A 25662-nucleotide genomic window follows, 5' to 3' on the forward strand; every position below is an offset into this window, starting at 1 on the left:
GAATCATTCACCGGGAACGGGTTGATCTTCTCCGAGAACGGGCTGTTCGAGAACCGGTTGCCCCTCTGCCGGCTGCTCAGCAACTGTCGTCGGATCGCCATATTGAACCTGCCACGCGTTGAGGTCGCGTTCATATTCCTCGTATGCGAGGTAGAAATCGGTAAACGGCTTTTCCAGTTCCGGCAAAGCCTCTGCCGCAAACAGGTTGAGATCCGCCGACTTGGTCACGATAGCGCGCTGGCTGATCTGCACGGCCTGGTCGCAGAAGGGACGGCGCAGCGGCGAGAAGGACCAGTAATTATACAGCTGAGTCTGGTGACGGTCATGCTCGGTCTTGTAGCCGCTGCCTATATCCCGCTGGAACTTCCTGATGATCGCGTTATTCGCGTTGCGCAGCGAGGCGCTGTTATTCTTGATGAACGCATTATAGTCGTCCACCAGACGTTCGTAGAGCGGGCCGGTACAGCTCAGCGCCGCGACATTCAAAGCCGCTCGAACATGCCACAAAGTCTCCAGCGGTCCGAGATCGCGATTGATCGTTTCGCGCAGGCCGTCAGCGCGAAGCGCGGGTATAACCGAAAGATGGCTCGCGCCGAACGGCGGTGTCGGTGCGCGCGGCGTATATTGCGGCTGGACGACCGGAGCCGGAGCCGGGGGTGGCGGTGCCGGTGTTTGACAGGCCGCGAGCAGAGCCACTCCGCCAGCTACCAAAATAAGACGCAAATCCTTCAAACGCGGCATTGTGATTTTCTCCCAGAACAACTGCCAATTCCTTATGATTCACGGAAATGAATGTCCAGCATTTGCGCGCAAATCTCGACGAAGCGCCAAAAGAAAAAGCCCGACAGTTTCCTGCCGGGCTCTTTGTCTATCAATAAATTGCCTGTCGGTACGAGGCCTATTCCTGACTGCCCATGAGGTTAAGCAGGAACTGGAACATGTTGATGAAGTCCAGATAGAGGCTGAGTGCGCTCAGGACCACGGTCTTGCCGACCATGTCGGTGCCTGCGACATAAGCATACATGCTCTTGATCCGCTGCGTGTCGTAGGCGGTCAGACCTGCGAAGATCAGTACGCCGATCACGCTGATCACCAGCTGCATCATGGTCGACTGCAGGAAGATGTTGATCACCATCGCGACGAGCAGACCGACAACACCCATGATCAGGAAGCTGCCCCAGCCGGACAGGTCTTTCTTGGTGGTGTAGCCATAGAGGCTCAGGCCGAGGAAGGCCGCTGCCGTGGCAAAGAATGTCTGGGCGATTGAAGCGCCGGTATAGACCAGAAAGATGGTCGACATCGACAGCCCCATAAGCGTCGCAAACCCCCAGAACATCGCTTGCAGCGCGGTCGTGGAAAATTTGTTCTGCCCGAGCGTCATCGCAAAGACGATCGCCAGTGGTGAAAGGATAATCAGCCATTTCAGCAGTCCGCCGCCGAACATGATATCCTGCGCAAGGCCGGAGCTGGCGAACAGCATCGCGACGATGCCGGTCAGCAACACGCCGCTGGCCATATAATTATAGACTTTGAGCATGTAGCTGCGCAGGCCGGCATCAAACGCGACCTGCGTCTGTGGAGCGGTGCCCACAGGGGCCTGCCCGAAGGTTGTTCTTGGATCTTGCCAAGCCATAATTGCATACTCCTCAAATAAGCGAGCCGGAAAAACGGGCTCTGATTAGCTTCAATATCGGGTAACATCGCATTTTTTTCAAGGGAAACCGCTGCGCCTGGATAAAATATTCCCGCCGGAGTCGATAGATACCATCTATGGCCAGATGGTCAATCGAATGAAAACTTCAGCAAACAACAGGACCCTGCCGGATCAGCACCGGTCCGCTGTGGCCGGCAGTCTTTGCGGGGTTCCCCGCGGCCACAACACAATAGCCTCAGCCGGCCTCAAGCCATCTGCGGATATTGCGCGCCGCCTCGGTCACTTCTGCCCAGGTCTGTTCGAAATCGCGGTCTCCACCATAATAGGGGTCTGCGACATCCTCGCCCGCCCGGCCCTCGACATGGTCGAAGAGCAGCGACAGTTTCGCAACCGCCTTCACCGGTTGCAGCGCTTCCAGATCGCGCAGATTCTGGTTGTCCAGCGCGATGATATGATCGAAATCGCGGAAGTCCGATGTCTTGACCTGACGCGCGCGCAAATGGCCGATGTCCACGCCATTTTGCGCCGCCACCGCTTGCGCGCGCTCGTCCGGGGGCTGCCCGGCATGCCAGTCGCCGGTGCCGGCGGAATCGACGATGATATTCAGCGCGGAATTCATGCACTCCCGCCGCAGGGCCGCTTCGGCCAGCGGCGACCGGCAGATATTGCCAAGACAGACAAACAGGACAGACGCACTCATCAAACTACTCTACAAATTGCAAACAACGAAACGGGCGGGGTCAGCGTCCGCCGACAAATACGCCACAAGCCAGCCGGCCACCGCTTTCACCGGACGGATCCGTCTTCAGGTCATCCGGACCGGCGTGCACGACAAATGCTGCACCGTCAGCATCGAGCAGCGGATTCTCGCCGTCGCTCAGCGATGCACCGGAAATGGTCGCTTCCAGCGCGCCGCTGCCATCCGCACCAATATCCAGATTGAAGAAATCGCCCGCGTGCGCGCCTTGCGGATTGTCGAAGCCATGCTGTTTGTCGGAGGGATTCCAGTGACCACCGGCCGATTTGAAATCGGGCGCTTCGCATTTGCCGGTCTCGTGAATATGCACGCCATGCGGCCCCGGAGGCAGGCCCTTTGCCGTAATATTGACGAGCAGACCGTTGTCACCCTGGGCGACAATCACCTCGCCATGAGGCGTCTCGTCCGCTGCCGCCAGCGCCGCGCGCGCGACATTGCCGCTGACTTCGCCCGGGGATATGCCATTCTGGCTGCACCCCGCAGCGGATAGCGACAACAGGACCATGGCTGACAAACCGACATTAAGCTGACCCACAAAGCTTCTCCTTGATTTCCATAGCATTGCTTGCATGATAGCAGCCGATCCGCCCGCTTGAAACCATTTGTTCCGGCAATTTCCTTCCGGCATCGCACAGGAACCAGATAAACGTCCATGCCCGACCGGCCCATGCTCTACCTGATCGCCCTCGGTTCGAACCAGCGCCACCGGCGATTCGGCGCGCCGCGCGCCGTGCTGACCGCCGCACTGGAGCGGATGGGCGATGACGGCCTGACAGTCTGCGCCACGTCCTCCACCATCACGTCTCGCCCGGTCGGCCCCTCGCAGCGCAGCTATGCCAATGCCGCGGCGATCATCAGGACACGGGCGCAGCCGCCCGCTTTGCTGGCACTGCTCAAGCAGATCGAGGCCGGATTCGGCCAGCGCCGCGGCCAGGCCTGGTCGCGCAGGGTTCTGGACCTCGATATCATAATGTGGGACGGCGGCGCCTTTGCCGGCGCCTCCCCTGCCCTGACAATCCCCCACCCGATGCTGCGCCAACGCAGCTTCGTGCTCGGGCCAGCCACGGAAATCGCTGCCGATTGGCGCGACCCGCTGACCGGCCTGACCATCGCCCAGCTGGCCGCCCGCAACCACCGACCCAAAAAACGTCCGGAAAAAGCGCCAAAGCCGCTTGACCATGAAACAAAGCGCCACTAGGGAAGCGCTTCCCGAAGGCATCGTGCACCGCACAGCCTGTTGAGGGGGCCCTTAGCTCAGTCGGTAGAGCAACTGACTTTTAATCAGTAGGTCGCTGGTTCGAACCCAGCAGGGCTCACCATAATACGTTGAAAATAAACGATTTTCTGACAGAATGATATTCGAAGTTGCAATATTTGCAACTTGGGTAGCATTTTGGGTAGCAAATGGAAGAAATTCCAATATTCAAAGAACTGATGATGGACCAGTTCTTTCAAAGGTAGGGAATACAACAGCGTTGATTGCTAAACCAACGAACCATCCAACCCAAAACAGTGATACAAAACAGTGATAAATGTTAAAACGATTTCTGGTAGCGGTGCCTGCTACCATTTCTCGTCGCGAGTAAACTCGACTGCGGTCGCGTCAAGATCTTTCGCCAATTGATTGAACTCACGATATGCTCCAAGGCGCTCTAGACCATCAAGTCGCTGATCGCCGGAAAGGCGGTCCATGCGGGTTCGAATTAGCGCCGCCACAATTTTCAATGTTGCTTGATCTGGCTTGGTCATAGTTGCGTTGTATCACGATTCAAATTGCGATGCGAACAAGAGCTTTAGGTGTTCAGCGAAACAACACCAGAGGGCAGACGAATAAGATGTGTCATGGTAATCTTTTTTTCTGACAAAAATAAACACTGATTGAACAATCCTGACTAAAGATGATCGCGTTATCCTGAGCAGTCGATGCTGGGGNCACTTGGTGATCGTTGATGTGTCGACCTGGCATTGAACAACTTCCCTTTTGGACGAGAGAAGTCGTTCCTTACACGATCGGCCATGATCACCGACGGCGCGGTCCCTAAAGATCGCGCCGTCACCTTTGAGGATGTTGCCTGCGGGCTACGCCCGCAGGCAACATCCTCAAAGGTGAGTTCTTATCCTGATTGACGGCGCTTTTTCACCTAGATTGTCGCGCGACACTTGATCATGAACCATTCAAACTCAAACCGCCTTCGGCTGACTGGCAAACTCATCAAAGGGGACCGCCGACATGTCCTGCAATGTGATGATAAAAGCGTTTGGAAACTGGATTTTCAAGACAATGAAGTTCCCGAAGATAATCACATGGTATTGGTTGAGGGTGTGAAAACTGGAGTTGACTCCATTGCGGTTGATTGGGTTGGTGAAACAAAATAACCTATTGTCGGCTGCAGTCACAGATACGAACAAGATCATCAGACCAAAGTTGCAACGCCTCGCGTTTTTCATTCATCCAGTTATATCGTTGGTAAACTTTGACGATACCAGCCTGAGAACCGCTAACGTGATTGAGAATTGCCTCAGTCACTTCCAACCTTACTCCCAGCCGCTGCAGGTTTGTAGCAACAGTCCGCCGGATGTCATGTAATGTCCAATGCAGAACGGGACGTTGCAAGTCAGATTGAACGTCGGCCCTCAACCGTCGCAACAATTTGGATATACCTGATGCACTAGTTTTTGGATTTGTCGCAGAAGGAAACAGCTTGCTGCTACCATCAGTAACCAGGCAACCTGAAACGACACGGCAAGCTTCTTCGGAAAGTGGAATGATAACAGCGTTGTTATTTTTTGCGCTCGACGCAGGTAAGTTCCAGACTTTTTCTTCTAAATCAAACTCCGCACGTTCAGCTCCAAATACTTCGCTTCGCCGTGCAGCGGTGAACAGCATGAGTTTCAAACTATGCTGCCAAGGAAACGGCTGATTTTCAACAGCCTTCCAAAGGCTTTTCAATTCTTCATTCGACAAAACCCTATCACGAGGTTTCGGTGCTGGTGGTCTGCTTGCTGCTGTTACTGGGTTGTACGCTAGAGTTTCTACTCGTGGTAAAACCCAATTGAAAAACACTGACATTTGCGCAGCAACAAGCCGGGCCATTACCGGCGCAGAACGCTCGCCATAAGCGATGCCATCAATTAACCGAGTAACATCCGTGCGCGTTATGGCGTCCACCGGACGACCGCCAAGCTCCGGTAAAACGTACTTTTTGAATATGCGCCGTATTTCTTTTGCAGATCGCTTGTTCTCAACGCGCTGCTGATCGTAAGTACTCCACAGTGCGGAAACCGTTTTGTTCGATCGTTTATCAGGCTTCGCCAGCTTCCGGCCGCTCTCAATGTCAGCACAAGCCTGGAGCGCTTTCTGCCTAGCCTTAGCCAGACCAATCCCGGGATAGTCTCCCAGAGTGATCTTTCTGAACTTTCCAGCAACCCGTTTTCGAACAATCCAACGACATTTACCTGTCGATCCTTTTACAAATCTCAACCCAACACAATCACTATCTGCGAGCTCCACTCGTCCTCGCAATGGTGTTTTCACCGCTTTTAATTTAGCATCAGTAAGCTTTATTTGATTTGGCATTTTGGCCTCTTAAAAACGTGCTACCCGGGTAGCGTTTCGAGAGGATACTATGGGATTGGCTGGAACATATCAAGAACATTATTTTTCTATTATCTAATTATTTCAGACGTTTAGGGAATATGTGGGATATCAAAATATCGGCTTAAAAAAACTTTTAATCAGTAGGTCGCTGGTTCGAACCCAGCAGGGCTCACCACTTTTATCTATATAGATTAGTGTGTTGGACAGGCTTTAAACTGCTTGCGACATTCAATGGCGCGGTCCAGAACCGAATAAGCGTCCCGATCTGCGCCCAGCGCACAACATCCCCGATATCTTCTGTAAGAGCGCGGTGGATTTCGCGCGCCTCGCTTGCTTATCCGGGAGGGAAGGGTCAGGGATTGGCAGAGCGCTTCGATTGCCAGAGTGTTGTGGGCAGCCCTTGTTAGATCTTGGCGATGCAAAGCGAATCCAGTTCTCGAACCATTGAGTTGGTTGATCGGCGATGAAGAAGGCCGAGGTTACCCAAACGGAAACTCTAGAGGACAAGGATGTTACGGGGGCACGCACTCACACAGGATCCTGGGGCACCTCGCGGTCCTTGGGAAACAGCTTCGACGTCGGCATCAAAACGAGCAGCCCTGCCCATTCAGGGCCGACTCCACATATCCGAGTTGACCAAAGCCGACACTCCCGCGTGACCCCACGGCGTGCGATGGTTAGAACAAGGTTCTGGTCAACGAGAGATCAAGAGCCTCCGAGGGGACGCCAATCCGGGTCGCGATGCGAAAAACATGCTCAGGAAACGTTCCCGGGAAAATCGGCAAGCGACATAGTCCATGCGACATCTTTATCTTTCCTTTGCCGAACAGGCTTGCGCATAATGTCCCGGTTTCGCCAATCTTCGTTTTGTCGAAATACGGCCGCTTTCAGGCATGTGTCACACAAGCCTGAGCGCGACGCTGAATAAGGGGCAGGTCGAAGTTGCATTTGCCGGGGGAATTCGGCAAGAGGCTGGGCATTTACGGAACGGTTTCCCAATGCATAGCTCAGGACATAAACTTACCTATCGCCCGGAAATCGACGGTATGCGCTGCATCGCGGTTGCGGCTGTTCTGATTTATCACCTGAAGATAACGGTTGCAGGAACTTCTATTCTGCCAGGGGGCTTTCTTGGCGTTGATTTGTTCTTTGTTCTTTCTGGCTTTCTGATTACCAAAATCCTTCTGGAAGAATTGCAAACGCGGGGCAGGATCGGCTTTGGCCGGTTCTATGCGCGGCGCGCGCGACGTATTCTCCCTCCCCTGCTATTGGTCATGCTGGTCAGCGTTCCGGTGGCCTTGGCCGTTTTGCTTCCGAGCGAGCTAAGCCGTTTCGGCATGTCGCTGCTCACCAATCTATTCTTCGTCAGCAACCTTTTCTGGGCAGATCAGCTTGGCAGCTATGGAGCGCAGTCGAGTCTGCTGCAACCGTTCCTGCATACCTGGAGCCTTGCGATCGAAGAGCAGTTCTACCTTCTTTTCCCTTTGGCTCTGTTTGGTTTGTTCAAAATCGGTAGACGAAATGCGATCTGGATCGGTATCGTTGCCATGGCCCTTATCAGTCTTGTCATCGCTCATCTGACCACACTCCATCGGGCAGACCTGTCCTTTTTCTCGCCGGCTAGTCGGGCGTGGGAATTGCTTGCCGGCTCCGGGCTGGCATATCTGTCCCAAAAACGACCGGATGCTCTGCGCACAAGGCGGTTCGCGGGCTTTGTTCCCCTCTTTTCTCTTATCGTTATCATCGGCTATTTCGTCGCCTTTCACTTTGGCCAACACGCACATCCTGGCCTACCCACTTTGCCTTTCATCTTGGCATGCTGTGGGCTTTTGTGGTTTGCTCAGCCGGGTGAGCCGGTGACGAAAGTGCTATCCACCACTCCCTTCGTGTTCATCGGGAAGCTCTCTTATTCAATTTACCTTTGGCATTTTCCTGTGTTTGCCTTCGGTCGGCTGACCAACCTGGACGGCGTGACCGCAGCGGACCACGCGCTCTGGATTGTTGTCACCCTCGCCCTCTCGGCTGCGGGCTACTATGCGGTCGAAAAGCCGTTTCGCTTTCGCATACCGGGTCGGGCCTTCGTGGCGACGACATGCATGGCCACTCTCGCAATCGCGATTTTTGCCGGGCTAAGCAGTTTCACCGATATGCTGTCGCAGCATCGGCTTGCCAAGCTCGACGCGCTCTATCAGGATAACACTTACGACAACGAAGTGCTGCAAAAGCAATCTTGGTCCATCCTGAAGGGTTTGTATCAAAATTCTAGTGAAGGCGAACCACTGGCCCATGTGGCGTCACGCCACGAGAAAGAGGATCTTTGGTTCAAAGATACAGGCGGTCCGAAGATATTGGTTGTCGGAAATTCCCACAGCAAGGATTTCTTCAATGGCCTGTACCTGAACGCAAATGGGTATGAAGTCGCGCGCTATGGCCTTCGCAGCAATTTTGCCAAGTCCGACGTGGAGGCACTGTTCGCTTCGCCGAACTTTGCCGCAGCCGATCTTGTCATGGTCGCGACAAAATATGATTCCACCAAGATCGCGAAACTGACCGCCGCCCTTCAGGGCATGCGCGCGCGGGAAAAAAGGGTTCTGCTGATTGGAAACACGGCAGAGTTTGAATCACCCGGGGTGCTGCCAATATTCGACTGGTACTTGCGGCGTTCCGGGGATCACGCAAGCCTTGAGAAACTGAATGCGCTTGCTCCGCGCTATGAGGTTGCCAGCGTCGCGCCGCTCAATGTGACTTTGCGTAATCTTGCCCAGCAACTGGATATCCGGTTTGTCTCGCGCAGGGATTTGGTGTGTGACGATGCGGTCGGGTCTTGTCATCTGATCACGCCTGATGGGAAAAAGGCGATGTTTGACGGGCATCACTGGACGTTGGACGGCGCGCGCTACTTTGTCCGGCGCGCCCTTGAACAAGGCCTTTTGGAGTAGCCCGCCTCCGTCGCGGGTTGACGACCGGGGCGGGGTATTGTTCTAGCCTGCGGCTAATGATCCGGTGACGGGCGCTGTGGCGCGCCGTAATTTGTGCCTTTGCTGTTCTCTTGCGAGCGAACTCCATATCAAGCTCGTCCCGCTTCGGAGAGCGAAGATGCCCAGAACGAACCCGATCAAAGCCTTGGCTCGACGACAAAATGGCCATCCTGCAGATTGAATCTGCTACGAATAGAATGACCGCAACCGGGCCGGCCAGCCCGATGCACGGCGGCTAATTCTGTTATTCAGGCAATGATGATCTGGTTGCCGGTATCGTGGATCGCCTCGCTTCCCGATTCCGTGATCAGCACCAGGTCCTCGAGGTGAGCGGTGCCGGCAGAACCGCTTTCCAACAACGGGCAATCGACGCTGATGATCATACCGGGCTGGAGCACCAGGTCCAGCGCCGAGCCATCGCTATCAAATTCGGGATGTTCCGTGTGCGCCAGTCCCACGCAATGGGGATTGAACGGAACCTGGATGCTGCTTCCCAGCTTGCGTAACACCGCCTGCCCCTGCACGCGAATGTCGGAAAAACGCATACCCGGCTTCAGCCCGTTACGCACTTCATCCCATGCGGTGCCGATAGTTTTAACCTTGCGGATCATATGGGACGCAGGTTCGCCGATGAAAACAGTGCGGCCATAATCGCCATGATAGCCGGCCCGCGAACTGACCCCGTCGATCAAGATCGCCGTGCCCTCGACAATATCTTCATCATAGGCTTCGTCGATTGCGCCGTTAAGCACCAGAAATCCCGGCACATTGCCCAACAGACCGACTTGCGAATTGAAGTGATTGCGGATGTTGCGCAATGTGCCGAGATTGCGGAACTGGCCGGTCGTCTCCAGCGCGGCTGCAATATTGGCCCGCGATGCCGCCTTCATCAGGCCGATTTCCCGCTCTGTTTTGATCAGGCGGATATGCTTTGCCAGATCCAGGCCGTTGCCTTTCCGCGCTCCGGGTAGGGATTTCGCGACAAGATTATGCGCGTGAATGGTGTCATATCCAACGATACCGCCTGATAGGTCCACGCCCTCTAGAGCAGCCTTGAAAGCATCCTCTGTCGATTGATAATAGGGCGCGGCACCCAGTATTTCACGACGCCGGTTCTGTTCTCTGGCGGTCTTGCTCTCCCCTTCGGGCGTGGCCAGCATGACGGCATCGGCGGCCTCGTCTCCATCCGGCCCGGTCACCAGCATCGGTTCGACACCGGGGGCAAGTCCCTCATCGGCCGACATGAAATAATAAGGGAACTGGGCTGTGATGAAGCGGATTGGAGCGGACTTGTCTTTGGCGACAACTGCGAAACTCTGGTTCTCAAACCCGAGGCGGTGCATGCCGGATCTGATGCCGGTAAAATAATAGACATTGACCGGTTGCTCTAGCACCAGCAAAGAAAATCCGAATTTTTCCATCAGCGAGCTTGCCCGGTCCCGGTCAATGCCATCCGGCGCCGTCATCGGGGGAAGTTTTGCGGGTGCCGCTGCATCAAGACTGGTCGCACCGATCGACGCCGATACGGCGCTCACTGCCAAAAATGTTCTGCGATCCATAAAAGCCGATTCCTCCAATATGATCCGATCCATTGGCCGGTGTGATGGTCCGGTCAGACCGTGTTCAAAGTGACCCTATCGCGGACAGGAACCACCGCTGACCAGATCTCGCCAACCCGCGATACCGGTTGTCAACTTGGCTCCGCCACCATCCGGACGACCATCGAGCCTTCGAATGGTCATCGGTCGCAGACCTCCGCAAATGGCATATTTGCCCATTGCGGAGGTCAATTCGGGCTGCACGATGTTCGTCATATGATGTTGATCATGCACTTTATCGGCACCCCGGTCTAACGCAAATCGAACGATTCTACATCGCGAAGGACAGGCTCGCGAGGAATGTCCGTGGTTTCAGGATGGTAAAACCGGGACTGGTCGTTCCCGTAAAACCGGCAACATAAGTAGCTTCATCGGTCAGGTTATCGACCTGGAACTTCAGCTCCCAGCGCCGGTCATCCGTAGCAATGGCCGCAAAAGCGTTGGATCGGAAATAGGCCTTCGTCTCGATCGCATTGGTAACTTCAGAAAAGGAATCGCCCGTATAGGACCCGTCGATCCCGATGCGCATCACCAGATCGTCATTCAGATTCTCCTCGAAATTCATACCGGTCTGAAATGTCCAGTCGGGCACGAGAGGAAGATCGGTACCGCCGGCAGCGGCGGCCTGTGATGTCGGATCAAGAAAGCTGTAGTCTCCGTCTTGATAACCGACATTTGCAAACAGGTTGAAACCCTCGATCGGAGACAGCGACAATTCGAATTCTACGCCGAATACCGTGGCATCGCCGACATTCTGAATGGCAAAAGAACCGGGGCTGATAAGGCTAGATTGCTGCAAGCCCGAAATATCATTGTAGAAAACAGTGATATTGGCGCGTCCGAAGCCGTTCATGAACGTGCTTTTGAGACCCCCTTCATAGGCCCAAACGCTCTGTGGTTCATAGGCCGTTGCCAATACGGACGGATCAAGGATCGACAGGCCGTTGAAGCCGCCCCCCTTAAATCCCTTCGAAATGGAGGCGTAGGCAAAAAGATCATCGCTCACTTCGTAATCCAGCCCGATTTTCGGGGTGAAGGAACTGAACTTTTCTCGCAAAGACACGGCCGTTCGCGGATTGGGCGTGCCAAAGCCGGATTGGATGCTCGCATCAAAATCCTTATGATCCACACTATATCGCCCGCCCACGGTAATCGTCGCCCTGTCGGTCACGGCATAATCCACCTGCGCGAACGCGGCGTAGCTTTCGGTCTTGATCGACAGATATGTCGGATCGAGATTATTCAAACCGAAGAGTGGTATATCGTCCGTGATCGATTGATCCCCGGTTTCGCGGAAATAAAAGCCGCCGACAATCCAGTTGAGCTTGCCGTCAAGCGCCTCGCCCTGAAGCTGAAGTTCCTGAGAAAACTGGTCCGCAGTCGACTCCGCACTTCGATCAAACGCAGCCGAATAGACACCCGGGCTGGGTTCAAAACCGCCTGCCAAATCCCATCTCCAGTCATCTTCGAGGTCGACATATCCTGTGATCGAACGCAAAGTGACATCGCCGAAATCATAAGCTGCGTTGAGCGATACAGCGATGGTTTCCGTCCGTCCGCTAGATTCCTGGGGATATTCGACAATATAGGGATCGGTGCCGAACCGGGGTGTGATATCATCGGTCGTGACAAAATCGGTACGGCCGGTTGGCACACGCGGCAGATTGCCGGCGACCGCAATATATCCATCATTTTTATCCCGCGAATAAGTCGCTGAGAGGGTTGCTTCAAACGGACCGTCTTGAAACGCCAGTTTGCCGCGAACAGCGATATTTTCTTCTTTGCCGATATCCTCGCCGGTGGCGCGATTGTAGATATAACCTTCGCCCACATCGCGGTAGAGGACTGACACCGAAGCGCCCATTGTATCAGTCAGCCCCGTGCCGACTGATGCGGTTGCCTTCACTTCGTCATAGCTGCCGTATCCGATGGAACCATTGACCCACTCATCCGAGGCGGACGGTGTGCGCGTAATGATCTTCAGCGCGCCGGAAAAATTATTACGCCCGTACAAAGTTCCCTGCGGTCCGCGCAGCACCTCGATCCGCTCGACATCGCCCAATTGTGAATTGGAACCTTGTAGCCGAGCACGATACACATCGTCGATATATATGCCGACCACCGGTTCGGAAACGATCAGGCCGCCAACTTGTTCAGCCCCTCCACGCAAACCGATTTGCAGTGTAGAGGGGTTTGCAGTTGCCGGCAGCAGTTGAAGATTGGGGACCGCCCGGGCAAGACCTTGAACATCGACAATGCCCTGTTGATCGAGCGCGTCGGAATCCAGCGCCGTGATCGTTACCGGTGTTTCCTGCAGATTTTGTTCTCGCCGTTGCGCCGTCACCACGATCACATTTGATGATGATGTCTCGGCTTCTTCGGTCTGAATCTGTGCCTGCGCTGCTAAAGGAGCGAATGCGGACAGGATTGTTGTGGCTGTCAATGGTGCGACTATTTTTTTATGGTTCATATCGATGTCCTTTTATCCCTGATATCCTTGCCCATCAAAATATGAAGGCCGATTCCGATTGATATCACCGCGTTGAAGTCTATCCGACAGGCGGGTAGAGAGCCCTCATTAGGCCTGGATTCCCGTGGAATTCTGCATTGTAAACGGGAATCAGCGCCCCGTTCCCGATTGTAAAAACGCGTATCGAGGGGAGACCGATCCTGCCGATATTCGAAGAAAGCGGCTGCGCCGACGCATATCAGAAGCGGGCGTGGTCCCTGCGCTATCCGACCCGGTAGAATTGCCGTCTGCAGCGCCAAAGAGGATATCTCGATGCGGACAACCCGGCAGTACCTGGCCGGAATTGAACAAACGCAATAATGTTAGCGCAGGCGCCATAGTCCGGGATCTACTGACGACCGTCATCCTCGGTATTTTCGTCCGCCATTTTCCGTGCCAACCTGTCGGCTCGTCTCCGCTGCTTCTTCTCCAATATCTTGCGGCTGGCCTCGCCAAGCAGAACGGTATCTGCCATGACCGCGCCGCGCTCGCCAATCGGCCGGTCTTTTCCGATGGTCGAATCCTGGAAGGTCTGCCTTTCGGTTTCCGCGTTTATTTCCGCGCCGATCAACACCGAATAGGCGGACAAAAACAGCCACATGAGGAAAATGACAACAGCAGCGAGCGATCCATAGGTCGCGTTATAGTCGCTGATATTCGCGGCATAATAGCCAAAGCCGACGGTTATCGCGAGCCATAGCAGCGTTGCCGCCACCGATCCCAGCGAGAGCCATCGCCATTTGGCCGGCCGACGGTCCGGCGCATAGCGAAAGAACAGTCCGAACGTAAAGCTGACCAGAAATCCGGCCGTTACCCAGATCGCCAGCTTCAGGAATATCAGAGCGGCGTCGCCGACATAGCCCTGCAGAAAGTTGCTGATATAGGTGAATATCGATATCGCTGCCAGACCGACGACCGCGACGCCCGCCATGCCGATGGTAATCTGCGCGCCAACCAGTGTCGTCACGAAAATATTCCGCGTTTCATGTTCTTCATAGATGATATTCAGCGCTTTCATCATCGCATTGGCCGCTCGCATCGCACCATAGGTCGATACCAGCAGAGCAAGGGCCAGGCCGACCCCCTGCGCGGTCTTGCTGGTGTTGACGATCGACAGCAGCTGTTCGCGCAAGATCGACAACACGGCAGACGGGAGAATCGGAGACAATTGATCGATGCTTCTGGTAACCGTATCGGGATCACCGACAAGACCGTAGAGCAGCACGATAACGGCAATCAGCGGGACAAATGCGAGAAAGGCGAAGAAAGCAACGCCCGCCGCCAGCAGCGGCAGATTGTGAAAATCGTTCATCACATATAGACGCTTCAAAATTACCCACCATGCTTTCAGCGGGAAATGGAGCGGGGTTCTGGCCTTAGCGCCCGGAGTCCGCGCAGCGATATCTTCCAGTTTCGAAGTGCCTGTATCGTGGTTATCGGAAATATTTTCGTCGCGACGGGCAGCACTCATTGCGTCGCTCCGCTTGCCTCTTCCGTCTGTTTTGCCGACTCCATGATCTCGTCCGCCTTGCGCCCTTCGGAAAGGTGCCTATTCACGCCAGATTCAATCGCCTCGGCCTCTGCATTGAGCTGATCGAGATTATCCTGATATTTCTCGTCAAAATCCTTTTCGCATGCGCTCAAGCACAGCAACGGGAAGGCCAGCGAGATAATGGTCCTGTGCATCAGTAATCCTTCCGGTATCGCAGATTAACATTCGAACCGCCGAAGCTGCCGACCGAACTCAGCACAGACAGCGCCGGTGTCAGGCTGATTTCCAGCTGGGTCGCGGTATAGCCGCGCGCGTCCGTGACAATCTCCACATATATGTCATTGGATATATATTGACCGGCGGCGATTGACGTACTGCGCCCCGTGTCTTCGTCTGCGCCCAATATGCGGAGGCGATCGATGCCCACCGAGGACTGCAGCACGCCGAGCGGATTGAGGCCGCCGCCACCGCCCCTAAGCCCGTTGAGGGATGATGCCAGTTGCACAGCCTGGATCGGAGTCAACTCGCCGATGGAGTTGCCGAACAAAATCCGCGCCATGATTTCGTCCTGCGGCAGGCCGGGCGTGGAACTGAATGCGATTTCCGGATTCTCGGCGCTGCCGGTGATGTTGATGCTGATATCAACATCGTCCGCCTCGCCACTCGCGACCAGCGTCAGCGCCGGATTGGTCATAGACCCGCCATTGAACCGCAGCCGCCCCGTTTCAAGGTCGAACGACCGGCCGGCAAAGCCCAGCGTTCCGCGGATCAGGTCGATGCCACCGGTCAGTTCCGGCTTGCCAGTGGTGCCACGAACCTTGATATCGGCCGACCATTCGGAATCGAGCCCCATGCCACTGACATAAATCTGGTTGTCGGCGACCAGATCGATATCGAGTTTCCAGTTGCCGGGTACGCCGCTGACCGGCTCTGCATCACCGGTGATTTTCTTGCGGCCCAGAGCGGGCTTGCGTCGCACGCCGCTGAGCGTAGCGACCTTCGTCGATCCTTCATAGACGATCTTGTACCGCGTCTCGGGCAGGCGGATACGGCCCCGGATTGTCGCCGGATTATTCGAATTGTTCACGACTTGTATTTCACCGGTAGCCCGAGCAGCCAGATCGCTACCCTGTGCCAATGTTGCATTGTCCAGATCGAGCGCCAGTTGCAACGGATAGCCCTTGGCAGAACTCAGAGAGACAAAGCCCTTGCCGCTGATGGTTCCGTCTCCGGCCTTGGCGGTTAACGCGGTGACCTCGAGACGGTCGTTGGTGAAATTGCCTTGTATCTTCATATCGGTCAGGCGGGTGCCATAAGCGTTATTCTCGTAGACCAGCTTGTTGGCTCGGACGATCCCGGTCAGGGTCGGGTCCTGCACCCGGCCGGAGAAATCGGCCGCGACGCCGATCGCCCCCTGCAGATCCTGATCGGGCAGCGCTGCAAGAGAGAATAAAGTGCTGGCCGGTCCGTTATAACGCAGACCTCCCGACAAGGGCGCGGCCAGCAATCGCGTCGTCCACGGTCCGGCGGTGGGCGGCAGCGGCGTCAGATTGACATGCATCCGGCCGATCGCGGCGCCCCTCCGCCGGATTATCGCACGGGCATTGCCACCATCTGCGAGCAGACGCCCGACAAGGTGGAGATCAACCGGTTGCGAAACCGAGGCCAGGCTGGTGCGGGTAAAATTGTCGATCCGCAGACGCGCATCCGCTTCCGGGAAGACATCCGGCGAATCCTGTGAAAAGTCGAGGCTGCCGGTGGCCGTTCCCCCGAGCCCCAGACCGGGCATCATCGGGTTGACCAGCGCCAGATTGACGTTGTTCAAGCGGCTTTGAATATTCAAGCCCCTCCCGTAGTCGCCGGCCAACTGTATGCTGCCTGCCGACAATTCGATAGTTGTGGGGAGCAGGCTATATTTGTCGGTTCCGGGAAGGATGCGCGCGGCTTTTCGGGTTTTGAAGTCAATGCCATTGGCCCTGCCATCAAGTGCCACGCGCCAAAGCTTCGGCGCGAGCACAGCATTGGCTGCAAATCGGAACGGCACCTGATTGCGGCCTTCCGCCATGATTTTCGCTGTACCCTGCCCGCCCCGATAGTCGATTTTCGCCCGCGCGGCGGCAATTTGCAGATCTTGCATGTCAAGACCCTGAAGCTGGATATCGGCGACAATCTGCGGCTGGTTGTAGAGAATGATATCCGCATCAATAATCGCCCGCTCGATGGCCAGTTGAGCTGGGCCGGACAATAAGCTCTGCGCGGCGGTCGCGTCGACAACCGCTCGCTGCTTGCCGCTGAAAGCGCTCAGGACCACTTTCCCCTCTATCCCGGAACCGTTCGCGACCAGCTGTCCGGAAAACGGGCCGGACGCAGCCTGCCGGATGCGGCCCGACAAGCCGACACCAGCGAATTGCGTTCCCTGGTTCACGTCGACGGTTAGTGGCCCGCTACCCGCGAGAATATCGACATCGGCATCGAACGCACCATAATCACTGTTGCCATTGGCAACGATGGCATAGCCGCTCGCACTGCCCCTGACGGTGGCGAAAAGATCCGTCATGCCGACGCCAAGACCGGGCCGCGCGGCGGCGATCGTGGCAACCGGACGAGCCGCGCTGCCATTCACTTTCACACCGATCGGTCCATATTGGTCGGACATGCCCCTGGCTGTAAAATCGATCCCGCCTGACGGCGAATAGCGACCGCTGCCTTCCGTCAGCCGGAAAGACGGCGCGGCAACATTCAGACTTCTGATCCGCGCGAGTCCGCTGGTATCATAAGACAATCTCGCGACGATCAGGCTGTTTCCGCCGAGAAACTCCCGTGCCCCGTCGTTGAATATCTGGCTCGACCGCGCGCGGACCGTACCGGTCAAAGCAAAGCCTCCATCGTTCCCGGACATCAGATCGATATCGCTGTCGATATTGAAGACACCGACGCTTTCGACGCGATAGCCGTGGATGCGCCCCTTGAGCCCGCCCGTGTAGAGCCCCTCGTCGAGGTCGGCGACGATGATCGCAGTCGCGTCAATCCTGTCTGAGGCAATCTGGAGATTGTCGGAAAGCAACTTGCCGTTCGCATATCCGAAATCACCCTCCAGCCGGACATTGGTCAGCAACGCGCCGACGCTTTCGTCCAGCCCGGCGATCCGTTCCGCCCGGGCCTGCAAGGGAATGCGCCATTGATCCTCTTCCAGCTTAACATTACCGCTGGCACGCAAGCCGATCACAAGTGTCTCGTCAAAGCCCAGCTGCGCTGCATCGACCATATAATTGACAGACGGAGCGGCGAAATCGCCGTTCAAGGTCATTTTGGCGGCGACACCGGCGCCGCTGATATTGGTTGCAATGGCCGATGGCTGAAGTAGCCGGAAATCGACATCGAGATCCTGCATCCTGTTGGTACCCAGATCGACAAATCCATCGGTCGCCAGAACGAAATTGTCGCTGCCGAGACGTCCCTTGATTTCGAATTTCCGTTCCGCGCCGGCGGCGGTAAAGTCGATTGTCGTGACTGGCTCGAGCATGTTCCGGCCGGGACCGGTTACCAGCAATCCGGGTCGCGCATCGCCGCGCAGCGCAAATGTTCCTTCGCGCGCCGATATCGCAAGATCGGCGAGCCTGTCCGCGCCACTCATTCCCTTTAAGATGCCGTCCCATTTCGTCCAGTCGCCCTCGCCGTTAAGGACAAGGCTTATCGGCTTGGTCGTGCCGGACAATCCGGCCAGCAATCCGTCGGCCGGAGCATCCAGTTTGAGCGCAAGGTCCAGTATATTCTGCTCCGGTACGGCATTGATGGCGAATGCGATCTTGTCGCCACCCGCGATGTCCGGACCGGACAGCGCCCGGGCATGACCGTTCAATATGGCACGCGCATCCGCTATCTTAACATCCGCCGCGAGACTGAGCAGATGCCGTTCGCCGGTGACTGCGCTGGCGATATCCAGTTCACCGATTTCCAATCTGCCGACATCAATATCTAGATCGGGCAGAAGCGGTCCCTCTGACGCTGTCGGCAGAAACTCCGGCAGACGGAGCAGATTCGCCCTGGGAATGGCCAGCGAGCGAATGTCGACATGACCGCCGATAAAGGCGAACGGGCGCCAGTCCAGCGCGACCGTCTCGGCAGTAGCAAAAACCCCCTCCGGATCGTGAATTTTCACACCGGAAATTTCCATGCCGCCATAGATGGAACCGTCAATCCGGTCCACTTCCAGCTGCATGCCATTTTCGAACTCCAGCGCCTCGATCTGTTCTTTGACAAAGCGATGTCCGCTGCTGCTGTCCAGCCAGAGATAGGCGGCAATCAGGAACGCCAGAACAAACGTGACCAGAACGCCCGAGCCGATTGCGACATTGCGAGCCATACCGGACTGGCTTTCCGGCTCAGCCATGGTTTCGCTGTCCGCCATCAGAAGGCCTGACCAATAGAAATATAGACCGACACGCGCGATTCTCCCGGCTGCCGGTTTATCGGGGTCGCGACATCAACCCTGAGCGGCCCGAAATTGGTATAGAATCGCCCGCCGATGCCAACGCCGTAGCGCAGATTGTCGAAGCCCGGCGTGGAACTGGTATAGACTTGTCCGGCATCGACGAAGCCGACAATCCCGTAATCGCCGAAGCGATAACGGACTTCCGCGGCCGCTTCGACCAGGCTTCGCCCGCCAATCGGCCGATTTTCGATGTCTTTCGGGCCCAGCTCCTGATAGCCAAAACCGCGAACAGAGCCGCCGCCACCGGCATAATAGCGTCGGGACGGCGCGATCAGCTCGCGGTCCGCACCGGCTATGGATCCGACGCGCGCACGGCCCGCGATGACAATGCCGTCATCGACCGGATAATATGCGGTACCTTCCAGCAAGCCACGGCCATAGATCTGCGTACCGCTGCCGAGCGATGCCTCCGGCGACAGTTTCGCGGACAGGCGAAAGCCCCGGGTCGGATCCAGCAAACTGTCGGTTGTATCAAATGTCACCTGCCCGGGTAGCGCGGCAACGTAAAAGGTACGCCGGTCCCGTTCACCGGTGTTAAAATTGAAATCCTGTTCATTGGTGCCGAGAATCTCGAAACCATAGCTGTAGCTCAACCGTTTTTGCCAGATCGGGGTACTGTCGTAGGAGATGCGCCCGGCCAGTCTGCCGGTAAAGGCCTCATAGGCGTCGAAGTCGCTGTGTAACGCCGAGATACCCAGTTCAGCCGTCCGGTCACGGCGACCGGCATTGCTGCGGCGGAATGTCAGGGAGGCCCCCTGCTCCTGGGTCCCGGCGACTGCACTGGCGATCAGGGCGCCTTCCGGCGGAAACAGATTGCGGTGGGTCCAGCTGCCTTCCAGACGAAATCCCTGGCCCGTGCCATAGCCAGCGCTGCCCGCCAGAGTGCGCGGCGGTCCGGCCATCTGTTCGACATTGATTGTTGCATATTCGGTCCCGTCCGGTCCCGTCTCTCCGCTTGCGGTCGGCTTCACCGATACGATGGAAAACAGGCCGGTAGCGACCAGAGCCTGACGCAGGTCATCGACCATGCGGCTGTCGTATAGCTCGCCCTTGTCGAACCGGCTCAGCACCGCAATATGATCGGCATCGAAAGCGGTGGTGCCGGTGGTTATGATTTCACCATAGCTGCTGCGCGGGCCGATATCGACGGGCAGCGTGTAATCGCCAGTGCCGGCTTCGGGATCGAGCAGAATATCCCGCTGGCCCGTTTCGGCAAAAGGATAGCCCTGCTGCGGCAGAACCACCGCAATATTCGCTTCGGCGGCCAGAATCCGTTCGGCGACGATCGGCTCTCCGGTCGCGGGAGCAAAATTTCTGGCAATCAGATCTGCGGGAACGGGGTTGTCGGCATCAAATTTGAGCGTGCCGAGATTGTAGCGCCGGCCCGGCTCGACCTGCAGCACCACGGCCAGCCTCTCGCCGTCCGTCTCGGGAAGCTCTACCGTGCCGTTCACCACGGCGTCGAAAAATCCCTGCCCGGTCATAATGTCGACCAGCAATTGCTGGTCCTCCTGCATCCGTGCCGAGACCATGGCGCCGTTCACTGCCTTGCCGTCAGCATCCTCCAGCGCAGAAAGCTCCTTGAACAGGCTGCGGATATCATCGGCACGAACGGGGCGGACCGGAGCCTCCCCGCTTTCGCCAAGGCTGTCGAGACCCTCTATACGATAATCATATCGCAATTCGGCTGTCTGCCCGCTTTCGTCCGCTTCGGTATATTGGCTCTCGTCGAACGGCTCGACATCAAAGCTGTCGATCGGCGTCAGCGGATCATCTATTTCAGGATCATCGACCGGTGCATCGGCAATCAACTCGTTCGTATCTTCGTCCTGCAACGCGGGCAAGACAGACAGACCGGCCTCCGCATCGTCCCGGAGGGTCTCGCGTTCTAGCCTTTGCTGCTCGGCCTCCCAGTCGTCGACACTTCCCATCGCGGCATCGATATTCTCTTCGATCGCCGGGATCGTCCGGTCAAATTCGGCATCATCGATAATCGGCGCGCGCCGTTCTGCCGTCGTCCCGGCGCTATCCTGAGACTGGGCCAGGACGGTCGTTGCGTTCATTCCGGCCAACGAAAATATTGCGGTGAAGGCCGGTATCTTGTTCATGTAACGCATTCGGGTGCCGCACCTGTTTCAACGCATTCGGAGAGCAAATGCCGTGATTTCGTCTGTTAAAATGAGCTAGTCGCAGATTTCCACAATTAATAGCCTCAGCGTGTCTACGTTCAGATCCGCATCGGGTTCCCGGTCGAGAATATATTTTCCCCTATCAATATTTGTGCAGGTTGCTGTTGCTGGCCATATGCAGGAGCGCAGGCACGGGATGTTAGGGGAAACGGCTCGTTCGATTCACGGCGATGGGTAGCGAGCACCGGTAACCGGCTCGCTTGATTACAGCCAGCCGGTTGTTACAGAAGCTTATATCTTCGGAGCGAGAAAAGCGAACCAGGGATATGAATTTCAAGGACCCCCGAACCACCAGGGACGGCGATTTAGATCCGGCCGCCTATCAGCGCCGCGTCTGATCGGGATCACGTTCCTGCTATTGTCCTACGATGGTTTTGATCCGGCGGCGCCTGGAGCCAACACAATCCGCTTGACAGGTTGCCCGAGGCAGGCAGCGCCACGCTTCAACCGGTAAAATGGAGCAACGGGCTTTTGCTTCTGCTGCCAAGACGATAGGCTGGTTCACCAAGGATAAACGAATATGTGGTAACGAACCCCATGGCGAAGCTCTCGGAAAATGCTCCGGCGCATGATGCAGAACAGCAAATGCGGCTGATTGAACGGCGACTGGCCCGCAGCGAGGCGGCGCGCGCAGAGGCCGAGCAGTTACTGGAATCGAAAAGCCGTTCCCTCACGCAGGCGCAGGAACAGTTGCGCCAGAAGGAAGTCGAGTTACTCGAACATGTCAACCGGCAGACTCTGTCGCATGTCAGCGCCCAGAATTTGGCCAATGTGGCGACTTTTTACGGAGACGAGAACCAGAAATTCATTGGATCGGACAATTTCGCCAGCGTGATCGGTTCGAAAAAGCCGGTCACCAGTTTCATGCAATTTGCCGCCATGGTGCATCCACACGACAAGGCCAATGCGACGGAAATCCTGATCGCCGCATCCGAGGGGCGGCTGGTGGACGAAAATGTCAGGGCGATTTTCGCTTTTGCGATGACTATGGCAAGATCCGCTGGCTGCGATGGTCGGTTACACAGCGAAGGTCACCGGACGGTGTCCGCTTCTTCGGCTTTGGCGCCGTTCGCGATATCACCAAGGATCGTCAGGCCGAGCGGCAGGAACAGATCTTGCGGAAACTGAGTGAACGCCGGGCGCGGCAGCTGCAGAATATGACCAATGACCTGAAAATCGCGCGCGAGGAAGAAGAGCACAAGAGCAAGCAGCTCGCACAACGCCTTGTCGAGATGGAACTGATGGGCTCGGCGCTGGAAGAAGCCAGGGCTGCTGCTGTGGAAGCAAACAAGTCGAAATCGCGGTTTCTGGCGATGATGAGCCATGATATCCGCACGCCCATGAATGCGGTGCTGGCCACGCTGGAGCTGCTCAGCATCACCGACCTGACCCGCGAACAGCTTAGACATGTCGAGCTGGCGCGGGACAGCGGTGACCAGTTGTTGTCCCTGCTGGCCGATATCATAGAATATGCCCGCGCCGACGGCTGGAAACTCGATTTGCAGATGCGCGAGGTCGCCCTGCCCGATCTGGTGGAAAAGACGGCCGCCACCTGGCAGCCGCTCGCCCGAAAAAAGAATCTGGAAATCTTCACCAGCCTGCCGGCGGATTGTCCGGAACATATCACGACGGACCCGACAAGGGTGCGGAACATGATCGACAATTTCGTCAGCAATGCGATCAAATATACCAGCGATGGCCGGATCGAACTGATTGCGGACATCGTGAGCGAAGCCGAAGGAACATTTCTGAAATTTTCCGTGTCGGACGACGGATGCGGCATCCCGGAGGATGTCCAGGCCGGCCTGTTTGAAGATCTGGACCGCGGCATTGCCAAGGAAAGCGCGATTGAGGGAACCGGCCTTGGGCTGTCGATCTGCAAACGTATTGTCCAGAAGATGGACGGCACGATCGGCGTGGAGAGCGAGATCGGCTTCGGCAGTGTCTTCTGGTTCATGATCCCTGTCACCATGAGTGACGGTTCGGAACTGGCTGCGGAAAAAAGCGAGGCACTTGTCACCCCCAAGTTCCGGATCGATGGCCGGGCACCCAAATTGCTGGTTGCCGAGGACGTAGAGGCAAACCAGATCGTGATTACCGCGATGCTGGAGAATATGGGTTGTGAGACCACAGTCGTGGATGACGGATCGAAAGTGATGGACGCGCTGGCCCGCGAGGATTTCGACGGGATATTGATGGATGTCTGGATGCCGATGAATGGCATGGATGCGGCGCGTCTCGTCAGAGCAAACCGCAAATATGCAAAAATCCCGATTTTCGGTGTGACCGCGTTTGCCGCGGACAGCGAACGCACCGCAATCCTCGCTTCCGGCATGGACGGTGTTATTGCCAAACCGATCAACCTGTCCGGCCTGCACTATGTCGTCGGCCAGATTTGCGGGCTGGATATCGAGGAAGGTACGGGCGAGTCGGACCATCAAAAGCGCATTCCCGATTTCGGCGAGGTCGCGTTTCTCGACCAGACCAAATTTTCCGAACAGATTGATGCCGTGCCGGCAGGACGCCGCGCGGCACTGGTTGATGCGGTAGGCAATGATATCGGGAAATGGTGCGAGAGGTTCAGCCAGTCCTGGACTTCCCGGGACCAGCAGGGTGTCAACGCAGCCCATCATGCATTGCGTGGCATCTGTACCGGCTTTGGTGCCTATGCCTTGCTGGAGAAGGTTGATTCCATCCGGCAAAGTGGCAAACTTGGCGCATCCGATGAGCTATTGCCGATCCAGGACATGCTGGATTACACTATCGCGGCCCTTCACCGGGCGCAGCTACAGACGGCCGGTGAAGGGACCGATTGACCGGGAAACCTCAATAGGCCCCCCTGCCCGTAATTACCGCCGGCACCGTCCGGGTAATCAGGATCAGGTCGCGCACCAAAGACTGTCTGGAAAGATAGTCAAGATCCATGTCGACTTGCTTTTCAAACGGAATATCCGCACGGCCGGAAACTTGCCAGGTACAGGTCAGGCCCGGCTTTCCGGTGAGCCGGCCCCGTTCCTTGTCCTTATAGGCCAACACCTCCTCGGGCAGCGCCGGCCGAGGGCCGACGACCGACATCTGTCCGGCCAGAATGTTCAGGATTTGCGGCAACTCGTCCAGTGAAGTGCGACGGATCAACTTGCCAATCCGTGTGATCCGCGGATCGCTTTTCATCTTGAAGCAGACGGAATCGCGTTCATTCTGTTCTGCCAGTTGCGCCTTTCGAGATTCTGCATCCTTGTACATCGAGCGGAATTTCCAAATCTGGAACGGCTTGCCGTCTGCACCGATCCGGGTCTGCCGGAAAAATGGCGATCCCCGGTCTTCCAGGGTGATCAACAGACATATAGCGGCGGCCAATGGTCCGAGCAGCAATAGCGCGACCAGTGCGATCGACAGATCCAGCGTGCGTTTTGAAGCGGCCGCATAGCGCTCGGCATGGCCGCGGGCTACAAAGGCGTTGGCGATGGCGTGGCCGATAAAACGCAAATTGCCACCCAGATAGCGACCCGCCAGCCGACGCGGTTCCATGGCCAGGCGCCAGCACCATTCCAGACCCAGGTCCCGTACCGGCGCCGGAGCACGCGGAATGCTGTGCGAATAATAGTCGAACAGACCACCGACACCCATCACTACCGGTACCGTGATCCGGTCGCGATATCTGGCTATCCATTTTTCCTGCACGGGGACGCCCATGCCAATCATCAGGATCGACGCGCCGGATCTGTTGATCTGGTCGATGATCTGTTCGTCCGTTCCGTGGTCAAAATAACCTTGCTGGGTGCCCGCAAAGCGAAGGCCCGGATATCGGTTGCGCATATTTTTCGCGGCTGCGGCGGCAATGCCGGGTTTGCCGCCGAGCAGGAAAATGCTCTGCCCGGCCTCCGCTGCCTTTTCACAAATATGCGGAAAAAGATCCGTACCATTAAGATTGTCGACGGGCTTTGTCCCCGCCAGCCTGCCTGCCAGCCGGAGACCGGAGCCATCGGGAAGCAGCAGATCGGCCGATTGCAGGTCGGCCGCATATTGTCTGTCCCGTTTTGCAATGTTGATGCAGTGGGCGTTTATGAAATAAATTGCGTTGCGTTCGCCTTGCGACGCCGCCCGGACGATTTTTTCGGCAATCTCCGGCAAACAGCCATTGGCCAGGTCCAGCCCGAACAAAGAAATGGCATATTCATCATAAGTCGAAACAGCCAATTCGCTGATATGATCACGGCCTATAATAAGCGGCGAAATGCGGCGGCTGTCATTGGCGGAAAAACTGGCAGCAGATTGATACATACTCATTGTGGGACTCCATTTCATTTGCCCCCATCTTCGCACTTCGCGTGCCAGAATATGATTATTGTTATATTTCAAACAGCTATTTGGTTAATCGGCCGTTCGCTACTAATC

General features: G+C 56.4%; 18 protein-coding genes and 1 tRNA gene. 6 read left to right on the top strand and 13 right to left on the bottom strand.

From position 1 onward, the window contains the following. Nucleotides 1–3: 3 nt before the first annotated feature. The 4 genes from BOSE62_RS06510 to BOSE62_RS06525 form a co-directional block, all read right to left on the bottom strand. Nucleotides 4–741 (bottom strand): hypothetical protein, encoded by a 738-nt coding sequence (locus BOSE62_RS06510; RefSeq protein WP_159643450.1) that lies wholly within the window; start codon nucleotides 739–741, stop codon nucleotides 4–6. A 157-nt stretch (nucleotides 742–898) separates the two neighbouring features. Continuing rightward, a complete protein-coding gene (locus tag BOSE62_RS06515; protein ID WP_159643452.1) occupies nucleotides 899–1633 on the bottom strand; it encodes a Bax inhibitor-1/YccA family protein in 735 nt (244 codons plus the stop codon). Nucleotides 1634–1889: 256 nt separating this feature from the next. Then, nucleotides 1890–2354 carry a low molecular weight protein-tyrosine-phosphatase gene (locus BOSE62_RS06520; protein WP_159643454.1) on the bottom strand — a complete coding sequence of 155 codons (465 nt, stop codon included), beginning with the start codon at nucleotides 2352–2354 and terminating at the stop codon, nucleotides 1890–1892. A 40-nt stretch (nucleotides 2355–2394) separates the two neighbouring features. Further along, nucleotides 2395–2946: a superoxide dismutase family protein gene (locus tag BOSE62_RS06525; protein WP_236553882.1), complete on the bottom strand. Its 552-nt coding sequence runs from the start codon at nucleotides 2944–2946 to the stop codon at nucleotides 2395–2397. Nucleotides 2947–3063: 117 nt separating this feature from the next. Here BOSE62_RS06525 and folK point away from each other — a divergent pair, with 117 nt between their 5' ends. Beyond that, entirely contained in the window at nucleotides 3064–3609 is a 546-nt protein-coding gene (gene folK / locus BOSE62_RS06530) for a 2-amino-4-hydroxy-6-hydroxymethyldihydropteridine diphosphokinase (protein ID WP_159643456.1), read from the top strand. A 45-nt stretch (nucleotides 3610–3654) separates the two neighbouring features. After that, nucleotides 3655–3730: transfer RNA gene (locus BOSE62_RS06535), tRNA-Lys, on the top strand. Between the two features lie 244 nt (nucleotides 3731–3974). Here the strand turns inward: BOSE62_RS06535 and BOSE62_RS06540 are convergent. Then, nucleotides 3975–4160: a hypothetical protein gene (locus BOSE62_RS06540; protein ID WP_089132093.1), complete on the bottom strand. Its 186-nt coding sequence runs from the start codon at nucleotides 4158–4160 to the stop codon at nucleotides 3975–3977. Nucleotides 4161–4577: 417 nt separating this feature from the next. Between BOSE62_RS06540 and BOSE62_RS17605 the strand changes: the two genes are divergently transcribed. Continuing rightward, nucleotides 4578–4787 (top strand): DUF5818 domain-containing protein, encoded by a 210-nt coding sequence (locus BOSE62_RS17605; protein WP_443028805.1) that lies wholly within the window; start codon nucleotides 4578–4580, stop codon nucleotides 4785–4787. Between the two features lies 1 nt (nucleotide 4788). On the opposite strand, the gene BOSE62_RS06545 is transcribed toward BOSE62_RS17605, so the two are convergent. Then, nucleotides 4789–5988 carry a tyrosine-type recombinase/integrase gene (locus BOSE62_RS06545; RefSeq protein ID WP_089132013.1) on the bottom strand — a complete coding sequence of 400 codons (1200 nt, stop codon included), beginning with the start codon at nucleotides 5986–5988 and terminating at the stop codon, nucleotides 4789–4791. Nucleotides 5989–7007: 1019 nt separating this feature from the next. Between BOSE62_RS06545 and BOSE62_RS06550 the strand changes: the two genes are divergently transcribed. Beyond that, a complete protein-coding gene (locus BOSE62_RS06550) occupies nucleotides 7008–8948 on the top strand; it encodes an acyltransferase family protein (protein WP_159643458.1) in 1941 nt (646 codons plus the stop codon). 287 nt (nucleotides 8949–9235) lie between these two features. Here the strand turns inward: BOSE62_RS06550 and BOSE62_RS06555 are convergent, their stop codons facing one another. The 6 genes from BOSE62_RS06555 to BOSE62_RS06580 all read right to left on the bottom strand — a co-directional run bounded on the left by BOSE62_RS06555 (nucleotide 9236) and on the right by BOSE62_RS06580 (nucleotide 21186). After that, nucleotides 9236–10546, bottom strand: a complete 1311-nt coding sequence (locus tag BOSE62_RS06555) for a M24 family metallopeptidase (protein ID WP_159643460.1) — start codon at nucleotides 10544–10546, stop codon at nucleotides 9236–9238. A gap of 310 nt (nucleotides 10547–10856) precedes the next feature. After that, the gene (locus BOSE62_RS06560) at nucleotides 10857–13055 is read right to left on the bottom strand and encodes a TonB-dependent receptor (protein WP_159643462.1); all 2199 of its coding nucleotides are present in this window, start codon (nucleotides 13053–13055) and stop codon (nucleotides 10857–10859) included. Between the two features lie 388 nt (nucleotides 13056–13443). Further along, nucleotides 13444–14565 (bottom strand): YihY/virulence factor BrkB family protein, encoded by a 1122-nt coding sequence (locus tag BOSE62_RS06565; protein ID WP_236553884.1) that lies wholly within the window; start codon nucleotides 14563–14565, stop codon nucleotides 13444–13446. Then, a complete protein-coding gene (locus tag BOSE62_RS06570) occupies nucleotides 14562–14780 on the bottom strand; it encodes a hypothetical protein (protein WP_159643464.1) in 219 nt (72 codons plus the stop codon). The genes BOSE62_RS06565 and BOSE62_RS06570 overlap by 4 nt, the downstream gene beginning before the upstream one ends. Next, nucleotides 14780–18994, bottom strand: coding sequence for a translocation/assembly module TamB domain-containing protein (locus BOSE62_RS06575; RefSeq protein ID WP_159643466.1), 4215 nt, complete (start codon nucleotides 18992–18994; stop codon nucleotides 14780–14782). The genes BOSE62_RS06570 and BOSE62_RS06575 overlap by 1 nt, the downstream gene beginning before the upstream one ends. Then, nucleotides 18994–21186 (bottom strand): autotransporter assembly complex protein TamA, encoded by a 2193-nt coding sequence (locus tag BOSE62_RS06580; RefSeq protein WP_236553885.1) that lies wholly within the window; start codon nucleotides 21184–21186, stop codon nucleotides 18994–18996. The genes BOSE62_RS06575 and BOSE62_RS06580 overlap by 1 nt, the downstream gene beginning before the upstream one ends. A 603-nt stretch (nucleotides 21187–21789) precedes the next feature. Between BOSE62_RS06580 and BOSE62_RS06585 the strand changes: the two genes are divergently transcribed. Together BOSE62_RS06585 and BOSE62_RS06590 are read left to right on the top strand one after the other, a co-directional pair. Then, nucleotides 21790–22395 (top strand): hypothetical protein, encoded by a 606-nt coding sequence (locus tag BOSE62_RS06585; protein WP_159643470.1) that lies wholly within the window; start codon nucleotides 21790–21792, stop codon nucleotides 22393–22395. Further along, nucleotides 22383–24083 (top strand): ATP-binding protein, encoded by a 1701-nt coding sequence (locus tag BOSE62_RS06590; RefSeq protein WP_159643472.1) that lies wholly within the window; start codon nucleotides 22383–22385, stop codon nucleotides 24081–24083. The genes BOSE62_RS06585 and BOSE62_RS06590 overlap by 13 nt, the downstream gene beginning before the upstream one ends. 10 nt (nucleotides 24084–24093) lie before the next feature. Here BOSE62_RS06590 and BOSE62_RS06595 read toward each other — a convergent pair whose 3' ends face one another. Then, nucleotides 24094–25554 carry a WecB/TagA/CpsF family glycosyltransferase gene (locus BOSE62_RS06595; RefSeq protein WP_159643474.1) on the bottom strand — a complete coding sequence of 487 codons (1461 nt, stop codon included), beginning with the start codon at nucleotides 25552–25554 and terminating at the stop codon, nucleotides 24094–24096. Nucleotides 25555–25662 lie beyond the last annotated feature (108 nt).

The sequence above is a fragment of the Sphingorhabdus sp. 109 genome, from assembly GCF_902506555.1.
GTDB lineage: Bacteria > Pseudomonadota > Alphaproteobacteria > Sphingomonadales > Sphingomonadaceae > Parasphingorhabdus.